The sequence below is a fragment of the Pseudooceanicola sp. HF7 genome (assembly GCF_011806405.1).
In the GTDB taxonomy this organism is placed as follows: domain Bacteria; phylum Pseudomonadota; class Alphaproteobacteria; order Rhodobacterales; family Rhodobacteraceae; genus Pseudooceanicola.
On record NZ_JAATOW010000031.1, the window covers coordinates 1 to 19,702 of the forward strand.

General features: G+C 66.5%; 15 protein-coding genes. 10 read left to right on the top strand and 5 right to left on the bottom strand.

Going from position 1 to position 19,702, the window contains the following annotated elements; all coding sequences use genetic code 11:
• Together HCZ97_RS15435 and HCZ97_RS15440 are read right to left on the bottom strand one after the other, a co-directional pair.
• Positions 1–1,009, bottom strand: a 1,009-nt coding sequence (locus HCZ97_RS15435) for a bifunctional transcriptional activator/DNA repair enzyme AdaA (RefSeq protein WP_167689725.1), incomplete at its 3' end; no start/stop codon positions are given.
• Between the two features lie 62 nt (positions 1,010–1,071).
• Positions 1,072–2,055 (bottom strand): pirin family protein, encoded by a 984-nt coding sequence (locus HCZ97_RS15440; RefSeq protein WP_167689727.1) that lies wholly within the window; start codon positions 2,053–2,055, stop codon positions 1,072–1,074.
• 260 nt (positions 2,056–2,315) lie between these two features.
• Here HCZ97_RS15440 and HCZ97_RS15445 point away from each other — a divergent pair, with 260 nt between their 5' ends.
• The 10 genes from HCZ97_RS15445 to HCZ97_RS15490 all read left to right on the top strand — a co-directional run bounded on the left by HCZ97_RS15445 (position 2,316) and on the right by HCZ97_RS15490 (position 15,941).
• On the top strand, positions 2,316–2,900 hold the full coding sequence (locus tag HCZ97_RS15445) for an ANTAR domain-containing response regulator (RefSeq protein WP_167689729.1): 585 nt from the start codon (positions 2,316–2,318) through the stop codon (positions 2,898–2,900).
• The gene (locus HCZ97_RS15450; protein WP_167689730.1) at positions 2,897–4,078 is read left to right on the top strand and encodes a CmpA/NrtA family ABC transporter substrate-binding protein; all 1,182 of its coding nucleotides are present in this window, start codon (positions 2,897–2,899) and stop codon (positions 4,076–4,078) included. Before HCZ97_RS15445 ends, HCZ97_RS15450 begins: the two co-directional genes overlap by 4 nt.
• A gap of 271 nt (positions 4,079–4,349) precedes the next feature.
• On the top strand, positions 4,350–5,717 hold the full coding sequence (locus tag HCZ97_RS15455) for a CmpA/NrtA family ABC transporter substrate-binding protein (RefSeq protein WP_167689732.1): 1,368 nt from the start codon (positions 4,350–4,352) through the stop codon (positions 5,715–5,717).
• A 122-nt stretch (positions 5,718–5,839) separates the two neighbouring features.
• On the top strand, positions 5,840–6,922 hold the full coding sequence (locus HCZ97_RS15460) for an ABC transporter permease (protein ID WP_167689734.1): 1,083 nt from the start codon (positions 5,840–5,842) through the stop codon (positions 6,920–6,922).
• Positions 6,923–6,927: 5 nt separating this feature from the next.
• Complete coding sequence (locus HCZ97_RS15465) at positions 6,928–8,631, top strand: ABC transporter ATP-binding protein (RefSeq protein ID WP_167689736.1); 1,704 nt, start codon at positions 6,928–6,930, stop codon at positions 8,629–8,631.
• Positions 8,631–9,572, top strand: a complete 942-nt coding sequence (locus HCZ97_RS15470; RefSeq protein WP_167689738.1) for a GAF domain-containing protein — start codon at positions 8,631–8,633, stop codon at positions 9,570–9,572. Before HCZ97_RS15465 ends, HCZ97_RS15470 begins: the two co-directional genes overlap by 1 nt.
• Before the next feature lie 15 nt (positions 9,573–9,587).
• Positions 9,588–12,020 (top strand): nitrite reductase large subunit NirB, encoded by a 2,433-nt coding sequence (gene nirB, locus HCZ97_RS15475; RefSeq protein WP_167689740.1) that lies wholly within the window; start codon positions 9,588–9,590, stop codon positions 12,018–12,020.
• Positions 12,017–12,349: a nitrite reductase small subunit NirD gene (nirD, locus tag HCZ97_RS15480; protein WP_167689742.1), complete on the top strand. Its 333-nt coding sequence runs from the start codon at positions 12,017–12,019 to the stop codon at positions 12,347–12,349. The genes nirB and nirD overlap by 4 nt, the downstream gene beginning before the upstream one ends.
• The gene (locus tag HCZ97_RS15485) at positions 12,349–14,973 is read left to right on the top strand and encodes a nitrate reductase (RefSeq protein ID WP_167689744.1); all 2,625 of its coding nucleotides are present in this window, start codon (positions 12,349–12,351) and stop codon (positions 14,971–14,973) included. The genes nirD and HCZ97_RS15485 overlap by 1 nt, the downstream gene beginning before the upstream one ends.
• Positions 14,970–15,941: a glycosyl transferase family protein gene (locus tag HCZ97_RS15490; RefSeq protein WP_167689746.1), complete on the top strand. Its 972-nt coding sequence runs from the start codon at positions 14,970–14,972 to the stop codon at positions 15,939–15,941. Before HCZ97_RS15485 ends, HCZ97_RS15490 begins: the two co-directional genes overlap by 4 nt.
• Here HCZ97_RS15490 and glmM read toward each other — a convergent pair.
• From glmM to HCZ97_RS15505, 3 genes are all read right to left on the bottom strand, one after another.
• Positions 15,938–17,278, bottom strand: coding sequence for a phosphoglucosamine mutase (gene glmM, locus HCZ97_RS15495; protein ID WP_167689748.1), 1,341 nt, complete (start codon positions 17,276–17,278; stop codon positions 15,938–15,940). The genes HCZ97_RS15490 and glmM overlap by 4 nt on opposite strands.
• A 302-nt stretch (positions 17,279–17,580) precedes the next feature.
• Positions 17,581–18,693, bottom strand: coding sequence for a flagellar basal body P-ring protein FlgI (locus HCZ97_RS15500; RefSeq protein WP_167689750.1), 1,113 nt, complete (start codon positions 18,691–18,693; stop codon positions 17,581–17,583).
• A complete protein-coding gene (locus tag HCZ97_RS15505) occupies positions 18,693–19,700 on the bottom strand; it encodes a flagellin (RefSeq protein ID WP_167689752.1) in 1,008 nt (335 codons plus the stop codon). Before HCZ97_RS15505 ends, HCZ97_RS15500 begins: the two co-directional genes overlap by 1 nt.
• Between the last annotated feature and the right edge of the window lie 2 nt (positions 19,701–19,702).

Here is a 19,702-nt window from a genome sequence, read left to right on the forward strand (position 1 = left end):
GCCACAGCCCGCCGCCATAGCCCGTCAGGCTGCCATCCGCGCCGATCACCCGGTGACAGGGAATGACCAGGGCGATCTGGTTGGCCCCGTTGGCCCGCGCCACGGCGCGCACGGCCTCCGGGCGACCAATCGCGCGGGCCAGCTCTGAATAGCTGCGGGTTTCTCCCGGCGGGATCTGCCGCAGGACCTCCCAGACCTGCCGGGTAAAGGCCGTCCCGTGCAGCGCCAGCGGGGTGGCAAAGGACGCGCACTCGCCCCGGAAGAAACGCGCCAGCTCCTCGCGGATCTGCGCGCCGGGCGGGAAGCTTCCGATGCCCAGCGATCCCTTCGCATGGGCACTCAACTTCTGCACCTCGCCCTTCAGCGCCTTGCGGTCCGCGAATTCAAGCAGGTGCAGCTGGCTGGCAGAGCTGATGGCGATCATGTCGCCCAGCGGCGTGGGGATCCATTCCGCCCGCAGCAGCGCGCCCTTGGGCAGGCTGCCCGGCGCGCAGCCCATCAGGCGGGCAAAGGCATCGCGGAAGGCTGAGGGGCTTTCGAACCCCGCATCAAGCTGCGCCTCGATCACCGATCCGCCGGTGGCCAGCGTCGTGAAGCCTTCGCGCAGACGCCGTTGCCGGGCCATTTCAAGGAAGGTCATGCCGTAATGGCGCTTGAAGGCGCGGCGCACGGTCGAGGGATCAAGCCCCATCCGAGCCACGTCTCCTTCCGTCCAGCGATAGCCCGGCCGCGCCTCTAGCGCGCTAAGCAGCGCCGATATGGCCGGGTCCGCACCCGCTTCCGGGGCCAGCGGATGGCAGCGCTTGCAGGGCCGGTAGCCGGCCTCCATGCAGGCCGCCACGCCCGCCTGGAAACTACAGTTCTTCGACAGCGGCTTTCGCGCCGGGCAGGTCAGGCGGCAGAAGATCCCCGTGGTCTTCACGCAGACCCAGGCGCGCCCCTCGTAGGCGCCGTCGCGCGCCAGGAGAGAGGCATAGAGCGTTTCGTGATCAGGCAGGTTGAACATCATGCGGCCAATTTAGCCGATCCGGCGCGCCCTGCCGCCGGAAATCGGGCGGCTATTTGGAAAACCTAGGCACGCAGGGATCGCGCCCCGGCCCGCATGGGCGTCATCTTCCCGCCCGGATCCTTCGGCAGGGGAATGAACTCTTCCGCGTCGCCCTCGGGCAGGGTGAACAGCCCCTTGCCCCAATGGGCCGTCTTCCAGTCCAGCTTCGCCGCCTCGATCCGCTCCGGGCTGGAGCCGACGAAGTTCCACCAGATGTAGCGCGGCCCGTTCAGCGTGGCCCCGCCAAGCGCCAGGATCCGCGCGCCCTGCGGCCCGGCCCGCAGGCTGATCCGGTCACCGGGACGGAACACCAGCACCTGCCCCTCCTCGAAATCCTGCCCCGCGACAGAGACACTGCCGGCCGAGACATGGACTCCGCGATCCTCGTGATCATCGGGCAGCGGCACCGCCGCGCCGGGCGCCAGGGTGATATCCAGGTAGAAGGTTTCAGAGAACAGCTGCGCCGGCGCGACCTCTCCGAAGGCGGTACCAAGGATCAGCCTTGCGGTGATCCCCTCTGCCTCAAGCAGGGGCAGGGCCGGCTGTGCGAAATGCTGGAAGAAGGGCGCGCTGTCTTCGCGGTCTTCCGGCAGCGCAATCCAGGTCTGGATCCCGTGCAGCGGCCCCTCTGCGCCTGTGCGGGGCGAGCGTTCAGAATGGCTGACACCCTTGCCCGCCATCATCCAGTTCACCTCTCCCGGGCGGATCAACTGGTCGCTGCCCACGGAATCGCGGTGATGGAAGACCCCGTCATAAAGGTAAGTCACCGTGCCCAGCCCGATATGGGGATGCGGGCGGATATCGATCCGCTCTTCGGTCAGCAGTTCCGCCGGTCCCATGTGATCGAAAAAGATGAAGGGCCCCACCATCTGCCGCCGGGGCGAGGGCAGCGCACGGCGAACCTCGAACCCGCCGATGTCACGTGCACGCGGCACGATCACGGTTTCCAGGGCCTCCCGCGCGATGCTGTCGGGGTCGGTCAGATCCACCATCGGGTTCCAGCTCATGTCGTCCTCCTGAAGCAGCGGTCTGTCATGGAACCTAGGGCATCCGGCCCGGCCTGACCTCCCCCATGGGCGCACAGCCGGTGTATCATGCCGGACTTCCCGGCCATCAAAGGGTGGGGCCAGGCCGGGCCAGCGCCCCCGCCAGCCAATGCACAGGGCCTTGCGCACCGCCGCCGCATTTTTCAGCGGTTGCCGCGTTTTCCGGCAGGCTTTTTCGTTAGTCCGTTTACTTGCGCCCGGCATCGGGCACATTGCCAGTCATGGCGGACAAGCTTTCAATTATCGTCGTCGAACCGGACCGGGATCGCGCCCTGCTGATCGTCGACAGCCTGCGCGAAGCGGGTGACTACGACATTCACGTGATCTCCGAACCCACCGGCGTTGCCCGCTCCATCCAGGCACATAACCCGGACATGGTGCTGATCGACATCGCCAACCCTTCCCGTGACATGCTGGAAGAGCTGACGCTGGCCACAGGCCCGCTTGACCGGCCGGTGGCCATGTTCGTGGACCAGTCCGATGACGGCCTGACACGCGCCGCGATCGAGGCCGGGGTCTCTGCCTATGTCGTCGCCGGGCTCAAGGCCGACCGGGTGAAGCCCATCCTCGACGCTGCCGTGGTGCGCTTCAACATGTTCCAGCGGATGCGCACGGAACTGGCCGCCACCAAGAAGGCGCTTGAGGAACGCAAGGTCATCGACCGCGCCAAGGGCCTGCTGATGAAGGCCCGCGGCGTGGACGAGGACCAGGCCTATGCCATGCTGCGCAAGGCGGCCATGGACCAGAACCGCCGGGTGGCCGATGTCGCCCAGGCTCTGGTCACGGCGGCGGGCCTTCTGGGATGAAGGCCGCAACGCTCTCCGTCGGCTTCATTGCCCTTACAGATGCCGCGCCCCTGGTGGCCGCGCATGAGATGGGCTTTGCCGCGGAGGAAGGCATCGCGCTTGACCTCGTGCGCGCGCCCTCCTGGTCCAGCCTGCGCGACATGCTGGTCTTCGGACGGGTCGATGCGGCGCATATGCTCTCTCCCGTGCCGGTGGCCTCTGCGCTTGGGCTGGGCGGCGGTGGCGGGGCGCTTTCCGCGGTATCCGTCCTGTCGGTCAATGGCAACGTGATCGGGGTCAGCAACGACCTCGAAAAACGCCTGCGCGACGTCGGCCATGACTTCGCCTTCAACGATGCCCGCGCCGCCGGCGAAGCGCTGATCGCCGCCAAGGATCCCGACAAGCCCCTGCGCATCGGTGTGCCCTTCCCCTTCTCCATGCATGCAGAGCTGCTGTATTACTGGCTTTCTGCCGTGGGCCTGCCCGCGCCGCAGGGGGTCTCCATCCATACCGTGCCGCCCCCTCTCATGGCTCAGGCCATGGCCGCCGGAGAGGTCGACGCCTTCTGCGTGGGTGAACCCTGGGGCTCCATCACGGTGGAAAACGGCGCCGGGGCGCTGCTGCTGCCCAGCAAGGCGATTTGGAACTTCGCCCCCGAAAAGGTGCTGGCCGTGCGCACCGACTGGGCGGAACGCGAGGATGCGCTGCTGGGGCGGCTGATCCGCTCTGTCTGGCGGGCCGGGCGCTGGCTGGGCGATCCCGCCTCACGCAGCCTGACGGCAGAGCTGCTTTCGGCGCCCGACTACCTCAACCTGCCGGCAGAGATCCTGGACCGGGCGCTTTCCGGGCGGCTGACGATCAGCGCTCGCGGCGACATGCGCGATGTGCCCGGCTTCCTGGGCTTCCACCGTGGCACCGCCACCTTCCCCTGGCGCAGCCAGGCGGAATGGATCGCGCTGCAGCTTGCCTCCCGGACCGGGCTTGACCGGGACCTGGCCATCCGCGCCGGACGGGCCGCCTTCCGCAGCGACCTGCACCGCGCCGCCCTGCGCGGGACGGAAGCCGATCTGCCCGGCGCCTCGATGAAGATCGAAGGCGCCGTGCGCGCCGTCACCTCCATCGCCTCGGAATCGGGCCGGCTGTCCCTACTGCCCGACACGTTCTTCGATGGCCGTATTTTTGAGCCTTCGGCATTCTGACGCTCAATTTTACGGCGTGCTCTCCCGGCGTCAGCGCAATCCAGGGGAAAATCCCGCCCCGTCTTCACAGAAGGATTGCCTGGCCGCGCCGAATCCGGCTTTTAGTCTGAACAGGCAGGCAATGGCGCCCACCTGAAGAATTCTCCCACCGACTGGGTTCAACTGAGCAAAGCCGCTCGACACTTCGTTCATCTGGAACGGAGCTTGTCAGAGTGGCTTTTCACGTTTGGCCCGGGAGAAAACAGCCCCGGGCAGATCAACGGGGTAGACTATGAAACATCTTCTTCTTTCTCTCGCCGCAACCACCGCCCTGGTCGCACCGGCCCATGCAGAGATGCTCGACCTGGAAAAGGACGTGCTGACCTTCGGCTTCATCAAGCTGACCGACATGGCGCCGCTGGCCGTGGCCTATGAACAGGGTTTCTTCGATGACGAGGGGCTGTTCGTCACGCTAGAAGCCCAGGCCAACTGGAAGGTCCTGCTGGACGGCGTGATCTCCGGCACGCTGGACGGGGCGCACATGCTGGCCGGCCAGCCCATCGCGGCCACCATCGGCTACGGCACCGAGGCCCATATCATCACCCCCTTCTCAATGGACCTGAACGGCAACGGCATCACCGTGTCCAACGAGGTCTGGGAGATGATGAAGCCCGCGCTGCCGGTCGGTGATGACGGGCTGATCGAACACCCGATCTCGGCCTCCTACCTCAAGCCGGTGATCGACAGCTACAATGCCCAGGGCAAGCCCTTCAACATGGGCATGGTCTTCCCCGTCTCCACCCACAATTACGAGCTGCGCTACTGGCTGGCCGCCGGCGGGATCGAACCGGGGTACTACTCGCCCGAGAACGTCTCGGGCCAGATCGGGGCAGAGGCCCTGCTTTCCGTGACCCCGCCGCCGCAGATGCCCTCCACCCTGGAGGCAGGCACGATCTACGGCTACTCGGTGGGTGAGCCCTGGAACCAGCAGGCCGTCTTCAAGGGCATCGGCGTGCCGGTGATCACCGATTACGAGCTCTGGAAGAACAACCCCGAAAAGGTCTTCGGCATCTCCTCCACCTTCGCAGAGGAAAACCCCAACACCACGCTCGCCGTGACCAAGGCGCTGATCCGGGCCGCCCAGTGGCTGGATGAGAACGACAACGCGAACCGCGAAGACGCCGTGGAGATCCTGGCACGCCCCGAATACGTCGGCGCGGATTACGAGGTCATCGCGAACTCCATGACCGGCACCTTCGAGTATGAAAAGGGCGACAAGCGCGAGGTCCCCGATTTCAACGTCTTCTTCCGCTACAACGCCAACTACCCGTATTACTCCGATGCCATCTGGTACCTGACCCAGATGCGCCGCTGGGGCCAGATCGCCGAGGCCAAGCCCGACAGCTGGTACGATGAGGTCGCGCGCTCCGTCTACAAACCGGAGATCTTCCTCGAAGCCGCGCGGATGCTGGTGGACGAGGGCCTCGCACAGGAAGCCGACTTCGACTGGGACAGCGACGGCTACAAGGATCCCACCCCGGCCGCGGATATCATCGACGGCATCCCCTATGACGGCCGCACCCCCAACGCCTACCTCGAAAGCCTGCCGATCGGCCTGAAGGGCGAACAGGTCGTCGTGGGCAATGAGATCCAGGGGTAACCCTCACGGTGCGTGACATCACGCACGCTACGGGCGCCTCGTAGGGTGCGTGCTCTGCACGCACCATCCCTTCCCAGACCAATTCCGCAACGGGTCCAGCCCGTCAGATCAAGGACATGACAATGACCACCGTCGATCCCGATTTTGCACGTGCTGAGGCACGCGAAGCCCGCCGTGCCAAGCTTTTCACCCGCATTAACACCGCCGACAAGTGGTTCCAGGTCCTTGGCCTGGCCTGGATCACCCCGATCCTGAAAGCCGCCGCCGGGGACAATCCCCGCGCCCAGATGAAAGAGATCTGGCGCCTGCTGCTGGTGCCGCTGCTGGCCATCGCCGTCTTCCTGTCGCTCTGGGGCGCGCTGGCGCCCAAGGTGCAGACCTCGCTCGGGGCGATCCCCGGCCCCGCTGCCGTCTGGGACGAGGCCGTGCAACTGCACCAGAGCGCGCTCCAGACCGCCGCGGACAAGCGCGCCTTCCAGGAGCGCGTGGAGGCGCGCAACCAGCGCTTCATCGACAACGGCCAGCCGGAGAAGGTGAAGGAGATCCCCTATACCGGCGCGCCCAGCTACTACGAACAGATCTGGACCTCCATCAAGACGGTCTTCTTCGGCTTCCTCGTGGCCTCTGCCGTGGCCATTCCGCTGGGCATCCTGGCGGGGCTCTCGGCCACCGCCAACTCTGCGCTCAACCCGCTGATCCAGATCTTCAAGCCGGTCTCGCCGCTGGCCTGGCTGCCCATCGTCACCATGGTCGTTTCCGCCGTCTACGCCACTAATGACGGGCTCTTCGCCAAGTCTTTCCTGGTCTCCGCGATCACCGTGACGCTCTGTTCGCTCTGGCCGACGCTGATCAATACCTCCCTCGGCGTCGCCTCGATCGACAAGGACCTGATCTCTGTCTCCAAGGTGCTGAAGATGAACACCTGGACCAAGATCACCAAGCTGGTGCTACCCTCTGCCCTGCCGCTGATCTTCACCGGGCTGCGCCTGTCGCTCGGGGTGGGCTGGATGGTCCTGATCGCGGCGGAAATGCTGGCCCAGAACCCCGGCCTGGGGAAATTCGTCTGGGATGAGTTCCAGAACGGCAGCTCCTCCTCCCTCGCCAAGATCATGGTTGCGGTCTTCACCATCGGCATCATCGGCTTCCTGCTGGATCGCGTGATGTTCGCCCTGCAATCCCTCTTCACCTTCTCGAACAACCGGTGATCCCCATGAGCATCCTCACGTTCGAAAACGTCTCCAAGAGCTTCGGCCAGGGCACCCATGCGACCCATGTGCTGAAGGATATCGACCTCTCCGTGAAGGAAGGCGAATTCCTGGTCCTGCTGGGCTTCTCCGGAACCGGGAAATCCACCCTGATCAACCTGATGGCCGGGCTGGAAAAGCCCACCAGCGGCACCGTCACCTTCAAGGGCAAGCCGGTCACCGGCCCCGGCCCGGAACGCGGCGTGATCTTCCAGAGCTATTCGCTGATGCCCTGGCTGACCGTGGCCGGCAACGTGCAGCTGGCGCTGGATTCGGTCTTCCCCGGCATGTCCCGGGCCGAGAAAGCGGAAAAGACAGCCCATTTCATCAAGATGGTCGGCCTCAGCTACGCCGCCAGTCGCCGCCCGGCAGAGCTTTCGGGCGGGATGCGCCAGCGGGTCAACGTGGCCCGCGCCCTGGCCATGAACCCCGAGGTCCTTCTGCTGGATGAGCCGCTATCGGCGCTCGATGCGCTGACCCGCGCCAACCTCGGCGATGAGATCGAACAGATCTGGAACGAGGACAAGAAGACCTGCGTGCTGATCACCAACGACGTGGACGAAGCGATCCTGCTGGGCGACCGCATCATCGCGCTCAACCCCGATGGCACATTGGGGCAGGAATTCCCCGTCGCCATCCCGCGCCCCCGCGACCGCTCTGCCATGAACCACGACGAAGGGTTCAAGGCGCTGCGCCTGGCGGTCACCAATTACCTGATGGATGTCGGCATCCAGGCCAAGGCGGAAGAAACCCGCCACCTGCCCAACGTCACCGCCATCCACAACCTGCCCAAGGCCATCTCTGACGCGCAGAAGGGGATGCTGGAGCAGCGCTTCCTCTCCTTCGAGGGGCTGCACAAGGTCTATCCGACCCCCAAGGGCCCACTCACCGTGGTTGAGGATTTCAACCTCAAGATGGACCGGGGCGAATTCATCAGCCTGATCGGCCACTCCGGCTGCGGCAAATCCACCGTGCTGACCATGACCGCCGGCCTGAACGCCATCTCCAAGGGGGTGATCAAGCTCGATGGGTTCGACGTGAAGGGCGCGGACCCGGAACGCGCCGTGGTCTTCCAGTCGCCCAACCTCTTCCCCTGGCTCTCCGCCAAGGAGAACGTCGCGATCGGCGTCGACAAGGTCTACCCCAGGGCCAGCGCGGCCGAAAAACGCGACGTGATCGAATACTATCTTGAGCGTGTCGGCCTGGGCGATGCCATGGACCGCCCCGCGCATTCCATGTCCAACGGCATGAAGCAGCGCGTCGGCATCGCCCGCGCCTTTGCGCTCAGCCCCAAGCTTCTGCTGCTGGATGAACCCTTCGGAATGCTCGACAGCCTGACGCGGTGGGAGCTTCAGGAAGTGCTGATGGAGGTCTGGTCGCGCACCAAGGTCACCGCGATCTGCGTCACCCACGACGTGGACGAAGCGATCCTGCTGGCCGACCGCGTGGTCATGATGACCAACGGCCCACAGGCCACCATCGGCAAGATCACCAAGGTCGATCTGCCCCGCCCCCGCACCCGCAAGGCGCTGCTGGAACACCCTGATTACTACCTCTACCGCGAGCAGGTCCTGAGCTTCCTCGAGGAATACGAGCATGGCGCGAAGGGCAAGTCGCAAGCCCCGCAGCCCGAAACTGAAAAATCGGACAGCAGCCAGGAGGCCGCGTGATGGATACTGCAATCGATACCCCCGCCAGGACCTTCATCGAAGTGGCCGAGGTCTGGGTGCCCGATGGTGACAAGCTGGTGCTGGGGGACGGCAATTACGGCACTCTGGACGCCTTTGCCGAAGCCTCGCGCCGGGAGAGCTTCGCCTGGGGCGAAGGCCTGCCGGGCAAGGCCTGGGCCGAAGGGCGCCCGGTGGTGCTGAAGGCCTTCGACGGCTCCTACTTCAAGCGCACCGAGGCCGCAAAAGAGGCCGGGCTGACCGCTGCCGTCGCCGTGCCGGTCTTCTCCGGAAAGGTGCTGAAGGCCGTGCTGGTCGTCTTCTGCGCCGATGACGATCACCGCACCGGCGCGATCGAGGTCTGGAAGTATTCCTCGGGCGTGATGATGCTGGAAGATGGCTACTACGGGGCGGCCAGGCATTTCGAATGGGTCTCCCAGCATACGCATTTCCCCCATGGGCAGGGGCTGCCCGGTGGCGTCTGGGCCTCCCAGACCCCGATCCTGATGCGCGACCTCGGCTCCGGCTACCGCTTCATCCGCGCCGACAGCGCCGGCAAGGCCGGGCTGACCACGGGCATCGGCATGCCGATCCCGGTGCCGGACGGCGCAAGCTACGTGCTGGCCCTGCTCTCGGCGCGCGGCACCCCCATCGCCCGCCGGTTCGAGCTGTGGGATGCGCGCTCTGCCCGCGTCGGCAAGGGCGAACCCTCTGCCATCCTGACGGACGGGATCTGCGCCCGCGAAGGCGCGCTCTGGGTCGGTGAAACTGAAGAGCCCCGCCGCGTCGCCGCCTGGCAGGGGCTGATCGGCCGCGTCCTGGGCACCGGCCTTCCGGTGGTCGAAAGCGGCACGCCCGGCCTGACCGCCGGCTACGAAACGCTGATCGCCCTTCCCATCCACCTCGACGGTGAGATCGCTCACATCGTCGCCTGGTATTGCTGAGAAAGGAACGCACAGATGCAGAAACTGGTCGTCATCGGTGCCGGCATGGCCTCTGGCCGTGTTCTTGAGCACCTGAAGGAAACCGCGCCTGATGCCTTTGACATCACGCTGTTCAACGCCGAACCGCGCGGCAACTACAACCGCATCATGCTCTCCCCGGTGCTGTCGGGCGAAAAGACCTATGCCGAAATCGTCACCCATGACGACGATTGGTACGGCCAGCACGGCATCACCTGCCGCTTCGGGGAAAAGGTGCTCTCGGTCGACCGGGACCGCAAGGTGGTGATCGGCGAGAAGGGCGAAGTGCCCTATGACAAGCTGATCTTCGGCACCGGCTCGTCGCCCTTCATCATCCCGCTGCCCGGGCATGACAAGCAGGGCGTCGTCGCCTACCGCGACCTTGAGGATACCAACGCCATGGTCGAGGCCTCGGGCAAGCCCGGCGCCCGCGCCGTGGTCATCGGCGGCGGTCTTCTGGGGCTGGAAGCCGCAGCGGGCCTGCGCCTGCGCGGGATGGAGGTGACGGTGCTGCACATCGCCACCCACCTGATGGAGCGCCAGCTGGACGAAGCCGCCGGCTACCTTCTGAAGAAGGACCTGGAAAAGCGCGGGATCAAGGTGATCCTCCAGGCTCAGACGCAGGAAATCACCGGCGGCGACCAAGCCGAGGCCGTGCACCTGGCCGATGGCACCGTCCTGCCCTGCAATATCGTGGTCATGGCCGTTGGCATCCGCCCCGCCGTGCAACTGGCGAAGGATTGCGGGCTGACCGTCAACCGCGCGATCGAGGTCGACGCGCAGATGCAGACCTCGGACCCGGATGTCTATGCCGTGGGCGAATGCGTCGAATACATGGGCAACCTCTTCGGCCTTGTCGCGCCGCTTTACGACCAGGCCAAGGTGCTGGCGAAGACCCTGCTGGGCGACGCCGATGCCTTCAGGATGAAGGAGCTTTCGACCAAGCTGAAGGTCACCGGCTGCGACCTGTTCAGCGCCGGCGACTTTGCCGAGGGCGAGGGCCGCGAGGACATCGTCTTCCGCGATCCGGGCCGGGGCATCTACAAGCGCCTCGTGATCCAGGATGACCAGCTGATCGGCGCGGTCATGTATGGCGACACCGCCGACGGCAACTGGTTCTTCGGGCTGATCAAGGACGGTACCGACGTATCCGAGATGCGCGACAACCTGATCTTCGGCCCGGCCTTCCAGGGGAGGGCCCAGGCGGACCCTATGGCAGCCGTTGCAGCCTTACCGCCTGAGGCGGAAATCTGTGGCTGCAACGGCGTATGCAAGGGGGACATCGTGGCGGCCATCGAGGCGGGCGCAGGCGATCTGGGCGCGATCCGCGCCACGACCAAGGCCAGCGCCTCCTGCGGGACCTGCACGGGACTGGTGGAACAGGTGCTGTCTGTCACCCTGGGCGACGACTTCGTCCTGCCCACCTCCCAGCCGGTCTGCGGCTGCACCGACCTGACCCACGAGGACGTCCGCCGCCTGATCAAGGCGCAGGAGCTCAAATCCCAGCCCGCCGTCTGGCAGGAGCTGGGCTGGAAAACTCCGAATGGCTGCCATGTCTGCCGCCCGGCGGTGAACTACTACCTGCTGGCCGACTGGCCGCTGGAGTACCAGGACGACCTGCAATCGCGCTTCGTGAACGAACGCAACCACGCCAACATCCAGAAGGACGGCACCTTTTCCGTCATGCCGCGCATGTGGGGCGGGATCACCACCCCGGACGAGCTGCGCGCGATCGCGGATGCCGCCGACAAGTACAAGGTGCCCACCGTCAAGGTCACCGGCGGCCAGCGCATCGACCTTCTGGGCGTCAAGAAGCAGGACCTGACCGCCATCTGGTATGATCTGAACCAGGCGGGTATGGTCTCGGGCCACGCCTATTCCAAGGGGCTGCGCACGGTGAAGACCTGCGTCGGCACCGATCACTGCCGCTTCGGCACGCAGGACAGCACCGGCCTTGGCATCAAGCTGGAAAAGAAGCTCTGGGGGTCGTGGACGCCGCACAAGGTCAAGCTGGCCGTCTCCGGCTGCCCCCGCAACTGCGCCGAGGCGACCTGCAAGGACGTGGGCATCATCTGCGTGGACTCCGGCTACCAGGTCGGCGTCGGCGGCGCAGCGGGCATGGACGTGAAGGAAACCGAACGCCTTGTCGATGTGCCGACAGAGGAAGAGGCCATCGAATGGACCACCGCCTTCATCCAGCTCTACCGCGAAAACGGCAAGTACCTGGACCGGCCCTACAAATGGGTTGCGAAGGTGGGCCTGCCCTGGGTGAAGGAAGTGCTTTCCGACCCGGCTGAGCGCACCGCCCTGAACGAGCGCTTCGAAATCTCGCAATCCGTCTATCGCAAGGATCCCTGGGCCGAACACGCCGAAAAGCGGGCCGAGTATTACCAGCCCCTTGCAGACCTGACACAGGAGGCCGCCGAATGAACTGGATCGACATCGGACATATCGAAGACATCCCCGTCCGCGGCGCGCGGGTGGTGAAGACCCCGGCGGGCTGCGTGGCCGTCTTCCGCACGACCCCGGACCAGGTCTATGCGGTCTCGGACCGCTGCCCGCACAAGGGCGGCCCCCTGTCGGACGGCATCGTCCATGATCGAAAGATCACCTGCCCGCTGCACAACATGGTCTTCGACCTGGAAACCGGCCTGTCGCAGGGGATCGAGGAAGAACAGATCGCCACCTACCCCATCCGGGTCGAAGACGGGCGGCTGTTGCTGGACGGTGAGAGCGTCGGCAAGCGGAGCGCGGCCTGATGAGCGCAGGGGAGGTCCGCTCCACCTGCGCCTATTGCGGCGTCGGCTGCGGCGTGCTTCTGCGCCCCGATGGCGCGGGCGGGCTGGCGGTCCGGGGCGACCCGGAGCATCCGGCGAACCTCGGGCGGCTCTGCTCCAAGGGGACCAACCTTGGCGAGACCGTCGATCTTGAGGACCGGCTGCTGCACCCGGTGCTGAACGGCACCCGGGTCGATTGGGACACCGCCATAGAGACGCTCGCGGCGCGGTTCCGCGACACCATCGCCGCCCATGGGCCGGACTCCGTGGCCTTCTATGTCTCCGGCCAGTTGCTGACAGAGGATTACTACCTCGCCAACAAGCTGATGAAGGGCTTCATCGGTTCGGCCAATATCGACACGAATTCAAGGCTTTGCATGGCCTCGACCGTCGCGGGGCACAAGCGCGCCTTCGGCACCGACACCGTGCCCGGCACCTACGAGGACCTGGAAGAGGCCGACCTGGTCGTGCTGACCGGCTCCAACCTGGCCTGGTGCCACCCGGTGCTGTTCCAGCGCATCGCGGCAGCCAAGGCCGCCCGCCCGGACATGCGCGTCGTGGTCATCGACCCGCGCCGCACCGCCACCTGCGACCTGGCGGACCTGCACCTGCCGCTGGCCCCCGGATCGGACGTGGCGCTGTTCAACGGCCTGCTTGCCGCGATCCAGACGGGCGGCGCCGTGAACGACGCCTTCTTGGAAAACGTCGACGGGTTCGACGCCGCGCTGGCTACCGCCCGTCAGAGCGACCTTGGCCTCACCGCCCTTGATCCGGAGCTGCTGCGCCAGTTCTTCCAGCTCTGGGTGCGCACTGAAAAGGTCGTCACCGTCTATTCCCAGGGCGTGAACCAAAGTTCCTCCGGCTCCGACAAGGTCAACGCGATCCTCAATTGCCACCTTGCCACCGGGCGCATCGGCAGGCCCGGCATGGGGCCCTTCTCCGTCACCGGGCAGCCCAATGCCATGGGAGGGCGCGAGGTCGGCGGGCTGGCCAATACGCTGGCCTGCCACATGGATATCGAGAACCCCGATCACCGCCAGGCCCTCCGCCAGTTCTGGGATGCAGAGGCCATGCCGGAAAAGCAGGGCCTGAAGGCGGTCGACATGTTCCAGGCGGTCGGACGCGGAGAGATCAGGGCGATCTGGATCATCCACACCAACCCCGCCGTCTCCATGCCCGATGCCGACGCGGTGAAGGCCGCGCTTGAGGGCTGCGATTTCGTCGCCGTCTCGGACGTGACCGGCCAGACCGATACCGCGCGGCTGGCCCACCTGCTGCTGCCCGCCACCGGCTGGGCAGAGAAATCCGGCACCGTCACCAATTCGGACCGCACGATCAGCCGCCAGCGCGCCGTGCTGCCCGCCCCGGGAGAGGCCCGCCCGGATTGGTGGCAGCTGGCCGAATTCGGCCGCCGCATGGGCTGGGCCCAGGCCTTCGATTTCACCTCTCCGGCAGAGGTCTTCCGCGAATACGCCGCGCTGTCCTCGATCTCGGGCGGCTTTGGCCTCGATTTCGACATCTCGGGCCTGCAGGACCTGTCGGACGCCGACTACGACCAGATGGCGCCGGTGCGATGGCCGGTCACGGCGGGCCGCAAGGGCGGGCGCTTCTTCGGCGATGGCCGCTTCTTCACCGCCTCGGGCAAGGCGCAGATGCTGGCGCTGACCCCGCGCCCGCCGCAGGCCAGCACCGGCAAACGCTATCCCTTCCGCCTCAACACCGGGCGCATCCGCGACCAGTGGCACACGATGACCCGCACCGGGAAATCCGCAAAGCTGTCCGGCCACCTGGCCGAACCCTTCCTGGAACTCCACCCGGCCGATGCCAAGGCGCTGAAGATCACGCCCTCTGCCCTGGTCACGGTCACCTCGCCCCACGGCAGATCCATCCTGCGCGCCCTGATCACAGACCGCGTCCAACCCGGAGAGGTCTTCGCCCCCATGCACTGGACCGGCGAAACCGCGCCCTCCGCCCGGATCGACGCGCTGGTGGCCCCGGTCACCGACCCGGTCTCTGGCCAGCCGGAAAGCAAGGCCGCCGTCGCCGCCGTGCAGCGCTATGACGCCGGTTTCTACGCCTTCGCCGTCGCCACGCAGCGCTTCACCCCGCAGGCGGACTACTGGGCCCGGGCCCGCACGGCCCAGGGCTGGCGCGCCGAATTTGCCGGAAGCTCTTTACCAGAGGACTGGACGGCCTATGCTTGTGACCTGTTCCAGCTTGATGGGGGAGAGATGCAGATCCTGTCCGATCTCAGGCGCGGCACCTTCCGTGCCGCCTTCCATCGCGAAGGCCGCCTTCAGGCCGCGCTCTTCGTCGCGCCCGAACCGGTCGCGGTGATGCGCGACTACATCGCCGGCCTTGCCGGAACGGAAGCCCCCCAGGCACTGGCCGGACGGCTGGGCGCGGATCAGCCAGATCCCGGCCCGGTCATCTGCTCCTGCTTCGGGGTGGGCGTGAACACGATCCTGACCGCGATAGAGGACCAGGGGCTGATGAGCGTGGACGCCATCGGCGCAGCCCTCCAGGCCGGGACCAACTGCGGCTCCTGCCGCCCCGAACTGGCGGAGCTCCTGGCCCGCCTGCCAGCCAGAGAGGCCGCAGAATGACCATCGCGCCCTATGTCCGTCACCTGGGTCGCGGTCCGGGGCGTGCCCGGTCGCTGACTTATGAAGAGGCCTTCGATGCGATGCGCCTGATCCTGGCCGGAGAGGCCGCGCCGGAAAGCATCGGCGCGCTTCTCATGCTGATGCGGATGAAGGGAGAAGTGCCCGAAGAGATCGCCGGTTTCGCCGCCGCCGCCCGGGACACCCTGCCCCGGATCCCCGCGCCCGCGCTCGACTGGCCCTCCTATGCCGCCGGGCGCAGCCGGGGCCTGCCCTTCTTCCTGCTGTCTGCCCGGCTGGTCGCCAGCGCCGGGCATCCGGTGCTGCTGCATGGCTGGAACTCCGCCGCGCATATGGCCGAAGCGGCATCGATCCGGGGCGGCCTGACCCATGCCGGCATTTCAGAGGCGACCTCGGTCGAACATGCCGGCAGGCTTCTTGAGGAGCACCGCATCGCCTACCTGCCGCTGGAATCCTTCCAGCCAAAGCTGCTGGAGCTGCTCCAGCTGCGTGACAAGTTCAACCTGCGCTCCTGCGTGAACACCGTTCTGAGGGTGCTGAACCCGGCCAGGGCCGCGGCCTCGGTCCAGGGGGTGTTTCACCCGCCCTACCTAGAGCTTCAGGCCGATGCCGGGCTGATCCTGGGCCAGAAGAACCTGACCGTGATCAAGGGCGGCGGCGGCGAATTCGAACGCCACCCGGCCAAGGGGGTTTCCCTGTTCGGGCTGCGCGATGGCGCGCCCTACACCGGCTCCGAACCCGCGCTGATCGAGGAACACGTGAAACTGAACCAGGGCTGGCAGACCCAGGCGCGGATTGCCCACCTGTGGTCCGGCGACTGGCACGATCCCTTTGCCGAAGCCGTGGTGCTGGGCACGGCGGAACTGGCGCTGGCCACCCTGGGCGACCCGACGCCGGGCGATACCGCCCGCCGCCTCTGGGAAAGCCGCAACGCCGAAGCGCTGGCCTAAGCGGCGGCCTTCACCGCATCCACGATCGTCTGCAGCACGCTGTCCAGCAGGACCATGTCCTCTGCCTCGCCCATGACGCGGATCAGCGGCTCCGTCCCGGACTTGCGGATCAGCAGCCGGCCGCCAGAGGCGAGCTTCGCCTCTCCTGCGGCAATGGCGCTTTGCACGGCATCGTCTTCCAGCGGCTTGCGGCCCTCTTCGTAGCGCACGTTGACCAGCTTCTGCGGCACCGGCTCGAAGACCGTGCTGAGCGCGCTGGCGCTTTCGCCAGTCTCCACCATGGCGGCCAGGAACTGCAGTGCCGCCAGCAGGCCATCCCCGGTGGTGGCGTGATCGGTCATCACGATGTGGCCCGATTGCTCGCCGCCCAGGTTGAAGCCCCCGGCCTGCATCCGCTCGACCACGTAGCGATCGCCAACCGCGGTGCGCTCCAGCGCAATGCCCTTGTCCGCAAGGTAGCGTTCCAGCCCCAGGTTGGACATCACCGTCGCCACCAGCGTGTCATTGGCCAGCCGCCCGGCCTGCTTCCAGCGGGCCGCGATCAGCCCCATGATCTGGTCGCCATCGGCCACGCGCCCGGTCTCGTCGATCAGGATCACCCGGTCCGCATCCCCGTCCAGGCAGATGCCGATATCGGCGCGCACCTCGCGCACGCGCTGCGCGGCGGCCTCCGGATGGGTCGAACCGCAATCCTCGTTGATGTTGAAGCCGTTGGGCTCCACGCCCAGGGTGATCACCTCTGCGCCCAGCTCCCAGAGCACGGCGGGGGCGGTGCGATAGGCCGCGCCATTGGCGCAATCCAGCACGATCCGCAGCCCGTCAAGCCGGGTGCTGCGCGGCACCGATGCCTTGGCATATTCCACGTAGCGCCCGCGCGCATCCTCGTAGCGGCGGGCCCGGCCGATGTTCTGCGGCTGCGCCGGGGGGACGCCTTCGTTCAGCAGGCGCTCGATCTCGGCCTCGGCCTCATCGCTCAGCTTGAAGCCGTCGGGGCCGAAGAACTTGATCCCGTTATCCTCTGCCGGGTTGTGGCTGGCGGAAATCATCACGCCCACGTCGGCCCGCAGGCTGTGGGTCAGGTAGCCGATCGCCGGCGTCGGCACCGGCCCCAGCAGAAAGACGTTCATGCCGGTAGAGGTGAAGCCGGCGGTCAGCGCGTTCTCAAGCATGTAGCCCGACAGGCGCGTGTCCTTGCCGATCACCACCCGGTGTTCCTGGCTGTCCCGCCGGAAATAGCGCCCGGCAGCCGCGGCCAGCCGCATGGCGACATCGGCGGTCATCGGCCATTTGTTGGCCCGCCCGCGCACGCCGTCCGTTCCGAAGAGTTTCTCCGCCATGTCTTGCCCCCGATCCTTCATTTTAAAGGCGTAAAGCGCGGTATAGGCCCTGCGCCGCGCTCTGTCCAACCCGTGATGGAGCCACGCGCGCCCCCGCCCGTCTAACCAGCGCCTCCGCCGGGTGCAAAGCCCTTGGTGGGTTTCCGCCCACCCCCCACCGGGCCGGCCGATCCCGTCGCGCGGCTCCATGGCCATGAAAGCTACAAGAAGGGGTCAGGCCCCGATGACGCAAAAACCGGCGGCACCCTGCGGCCCGCCGGTTCTCATTGCCTTGCTGCGGATCCCCCGACCCGCCGCCGCCCCTAGCGCACGATGAAATCAGCGTGCAGCGCGCCGGCGGCCTTGATGCTTTTCAGGATGTCGATCATGTCGCGCGGAGAGACGCCAAGCGCGTTCAGCCCCGCGACCACCTCCGACAGGGTCGTGCCTTCGTCGATCTCTGCCAGGCCGATCCCCGGTTCTTCGCGGATCTCTGCCTGGGTCCGCGGCACCACCACGGTTTCCCCTTCGGCAAAGGGATTGGGCTGCACCACCAAAGGCTCTTCCTGGATCCGCAGCGTCAGGTTGCCCTGGGACACCGCCACCCGGCTGATCCGCACATCCTGTCCCATCACGATCGTGCCGGAGCGCTGATCGACCACCACGGTCGCCCGCGTCTCTGGCTCTACGCGGATGTTCTCGATCCGGCCAAGCGCATGGGCAGGAGAGGACATGCCCGTCCCGCCGATATCCAGCCGCACGGTGCCGGAATCCAGCATCACCGCCACGGGCCGGCCGAAATCACGGTTGATCGCCTGTTCGATCCGGCCCGCCGTGGTGAAATCCGGCGTCCGCAGCGCCAGCCGCAGGGAGTTGAGAGAGGAAAGCTGGAAATCCACCTCCCGTTCCACCCGCGCCCCCGAGGGGATCACGCCGGATGTCGGCACCCCCTGGACAACCTGCGCCCCGTCGCCCTCGGCAGAGGCGCCGCCGGCGATGACCGTGCCCTGGGCCACGGCATAGATCTGCCCGTCCGCCGCGTTGAGCGGCGTCATGATCAGCGTCCCGCCCAGCAGGCTGCTGGCATCCCCGATGGCCGAGACCGTCACATCCACCGTGCCCCCGGCCCGGGCAAAGGGCGGCAGGGTCGAGGTCACGAAGACCGCCGCCACGTTCTTGGGCCGGAACTGCTCGCCGGTGACGTTGACGCCCAGCCGTTCCAGGATGTTGGTCATGATCTCTTCGGTGAAGGGCGCATTGCGCAGCCCATCGCCGGTGCCGTTCAGACCCACGACCAAGCCATAGCCCACAAGGTCATTGCCCCGCACGCCATCGAATTCCACCAGATCCTTGATCCGGATCGGGGCGGCGCCGGCCAGCTGCGGCAGCAGCAGGGCCAGGCAGAGCAGAAGGCGGGACAGCTTGCCATAGCCCATTACAGGTAATCCGTCAGCGACAGGCGCGACAGTTTCACCGTCACGGCATACAGGCTTTCCAGCTGGAACTGCACATCCTCCAGCTTCGAGGCCGTCTCGTAGGGATCGACCTCCAGCAGGTTGGTGCGCGCCATGTTGTAGCTGGTCCGCTCGACAGAGATCCTGACCTGCCCTTCCTCGGCGCGGGACTGGGCATAGCCCAGGTCGGCCCGGATCCGGACAAGCCCCTGTTGTTCAAAGGACATCCCCTCTCCGGCGGCGCCCAGCATCTCCTTCTGCAGGTTCACCGGGAAGCTCAGCGCGTCATCGCCCGCCAGGGCGGCCATCGCGGCATGTTTCAGCAGCACCCGGATCGCCGGATCATCGGCGCGCAGGTCCAGGTCCACGGTTTCCCCCGCCCCCAGCTGGAACGCCGGCAAAGAGGTCGTCGCCCCCTGGTAGGCCACCGTTTCAAAGCCGCCCCCCGCGCTGTCGAACCAGGTGTCCAGCTGGGCCTGGATCCCCGCCAGGGTGGTTTCCCCGGCGACCAGCGGGCGCAGCTCATCCAGGATCTCGTCGGCACTGATCAGCGCCGGCTGATCGGTATCCACGCCGGAAAACATCGTCCGCCCGGCCACGTCGGTGTTCAGCGCGCTGACGATCACCCGCAGGTCCTGCACCGCCCGGTCAGAGACATTGTTGACCACCTCTGCCAGCCCGGCACTGGAGGCACTCATGGAGGCCAGCCCAAGCTCGGAGATCATGTCCTGGAACCGTCCCAGCACGCTCTGCATGCCGTCGGTGAACAGGATCGCCTCCCCGGTGGCATCCTCGTAGGCATCCAGCAGGGTCAGGTTGCGGTCCACGTCCGACAGGTAGGAATAGCTGCCCGACAGGTGCCGACCGATGTCAGAGGCCTTGCCGCTTGCAAGTTCCTCGACCAGCGATCCCATGCGGGTCTTCAGGTCCGTGTTCTGTTGGCGCAGCATGAAGCTTTGCGCCAGGTCGCCTATTGAAATCAACGACATGG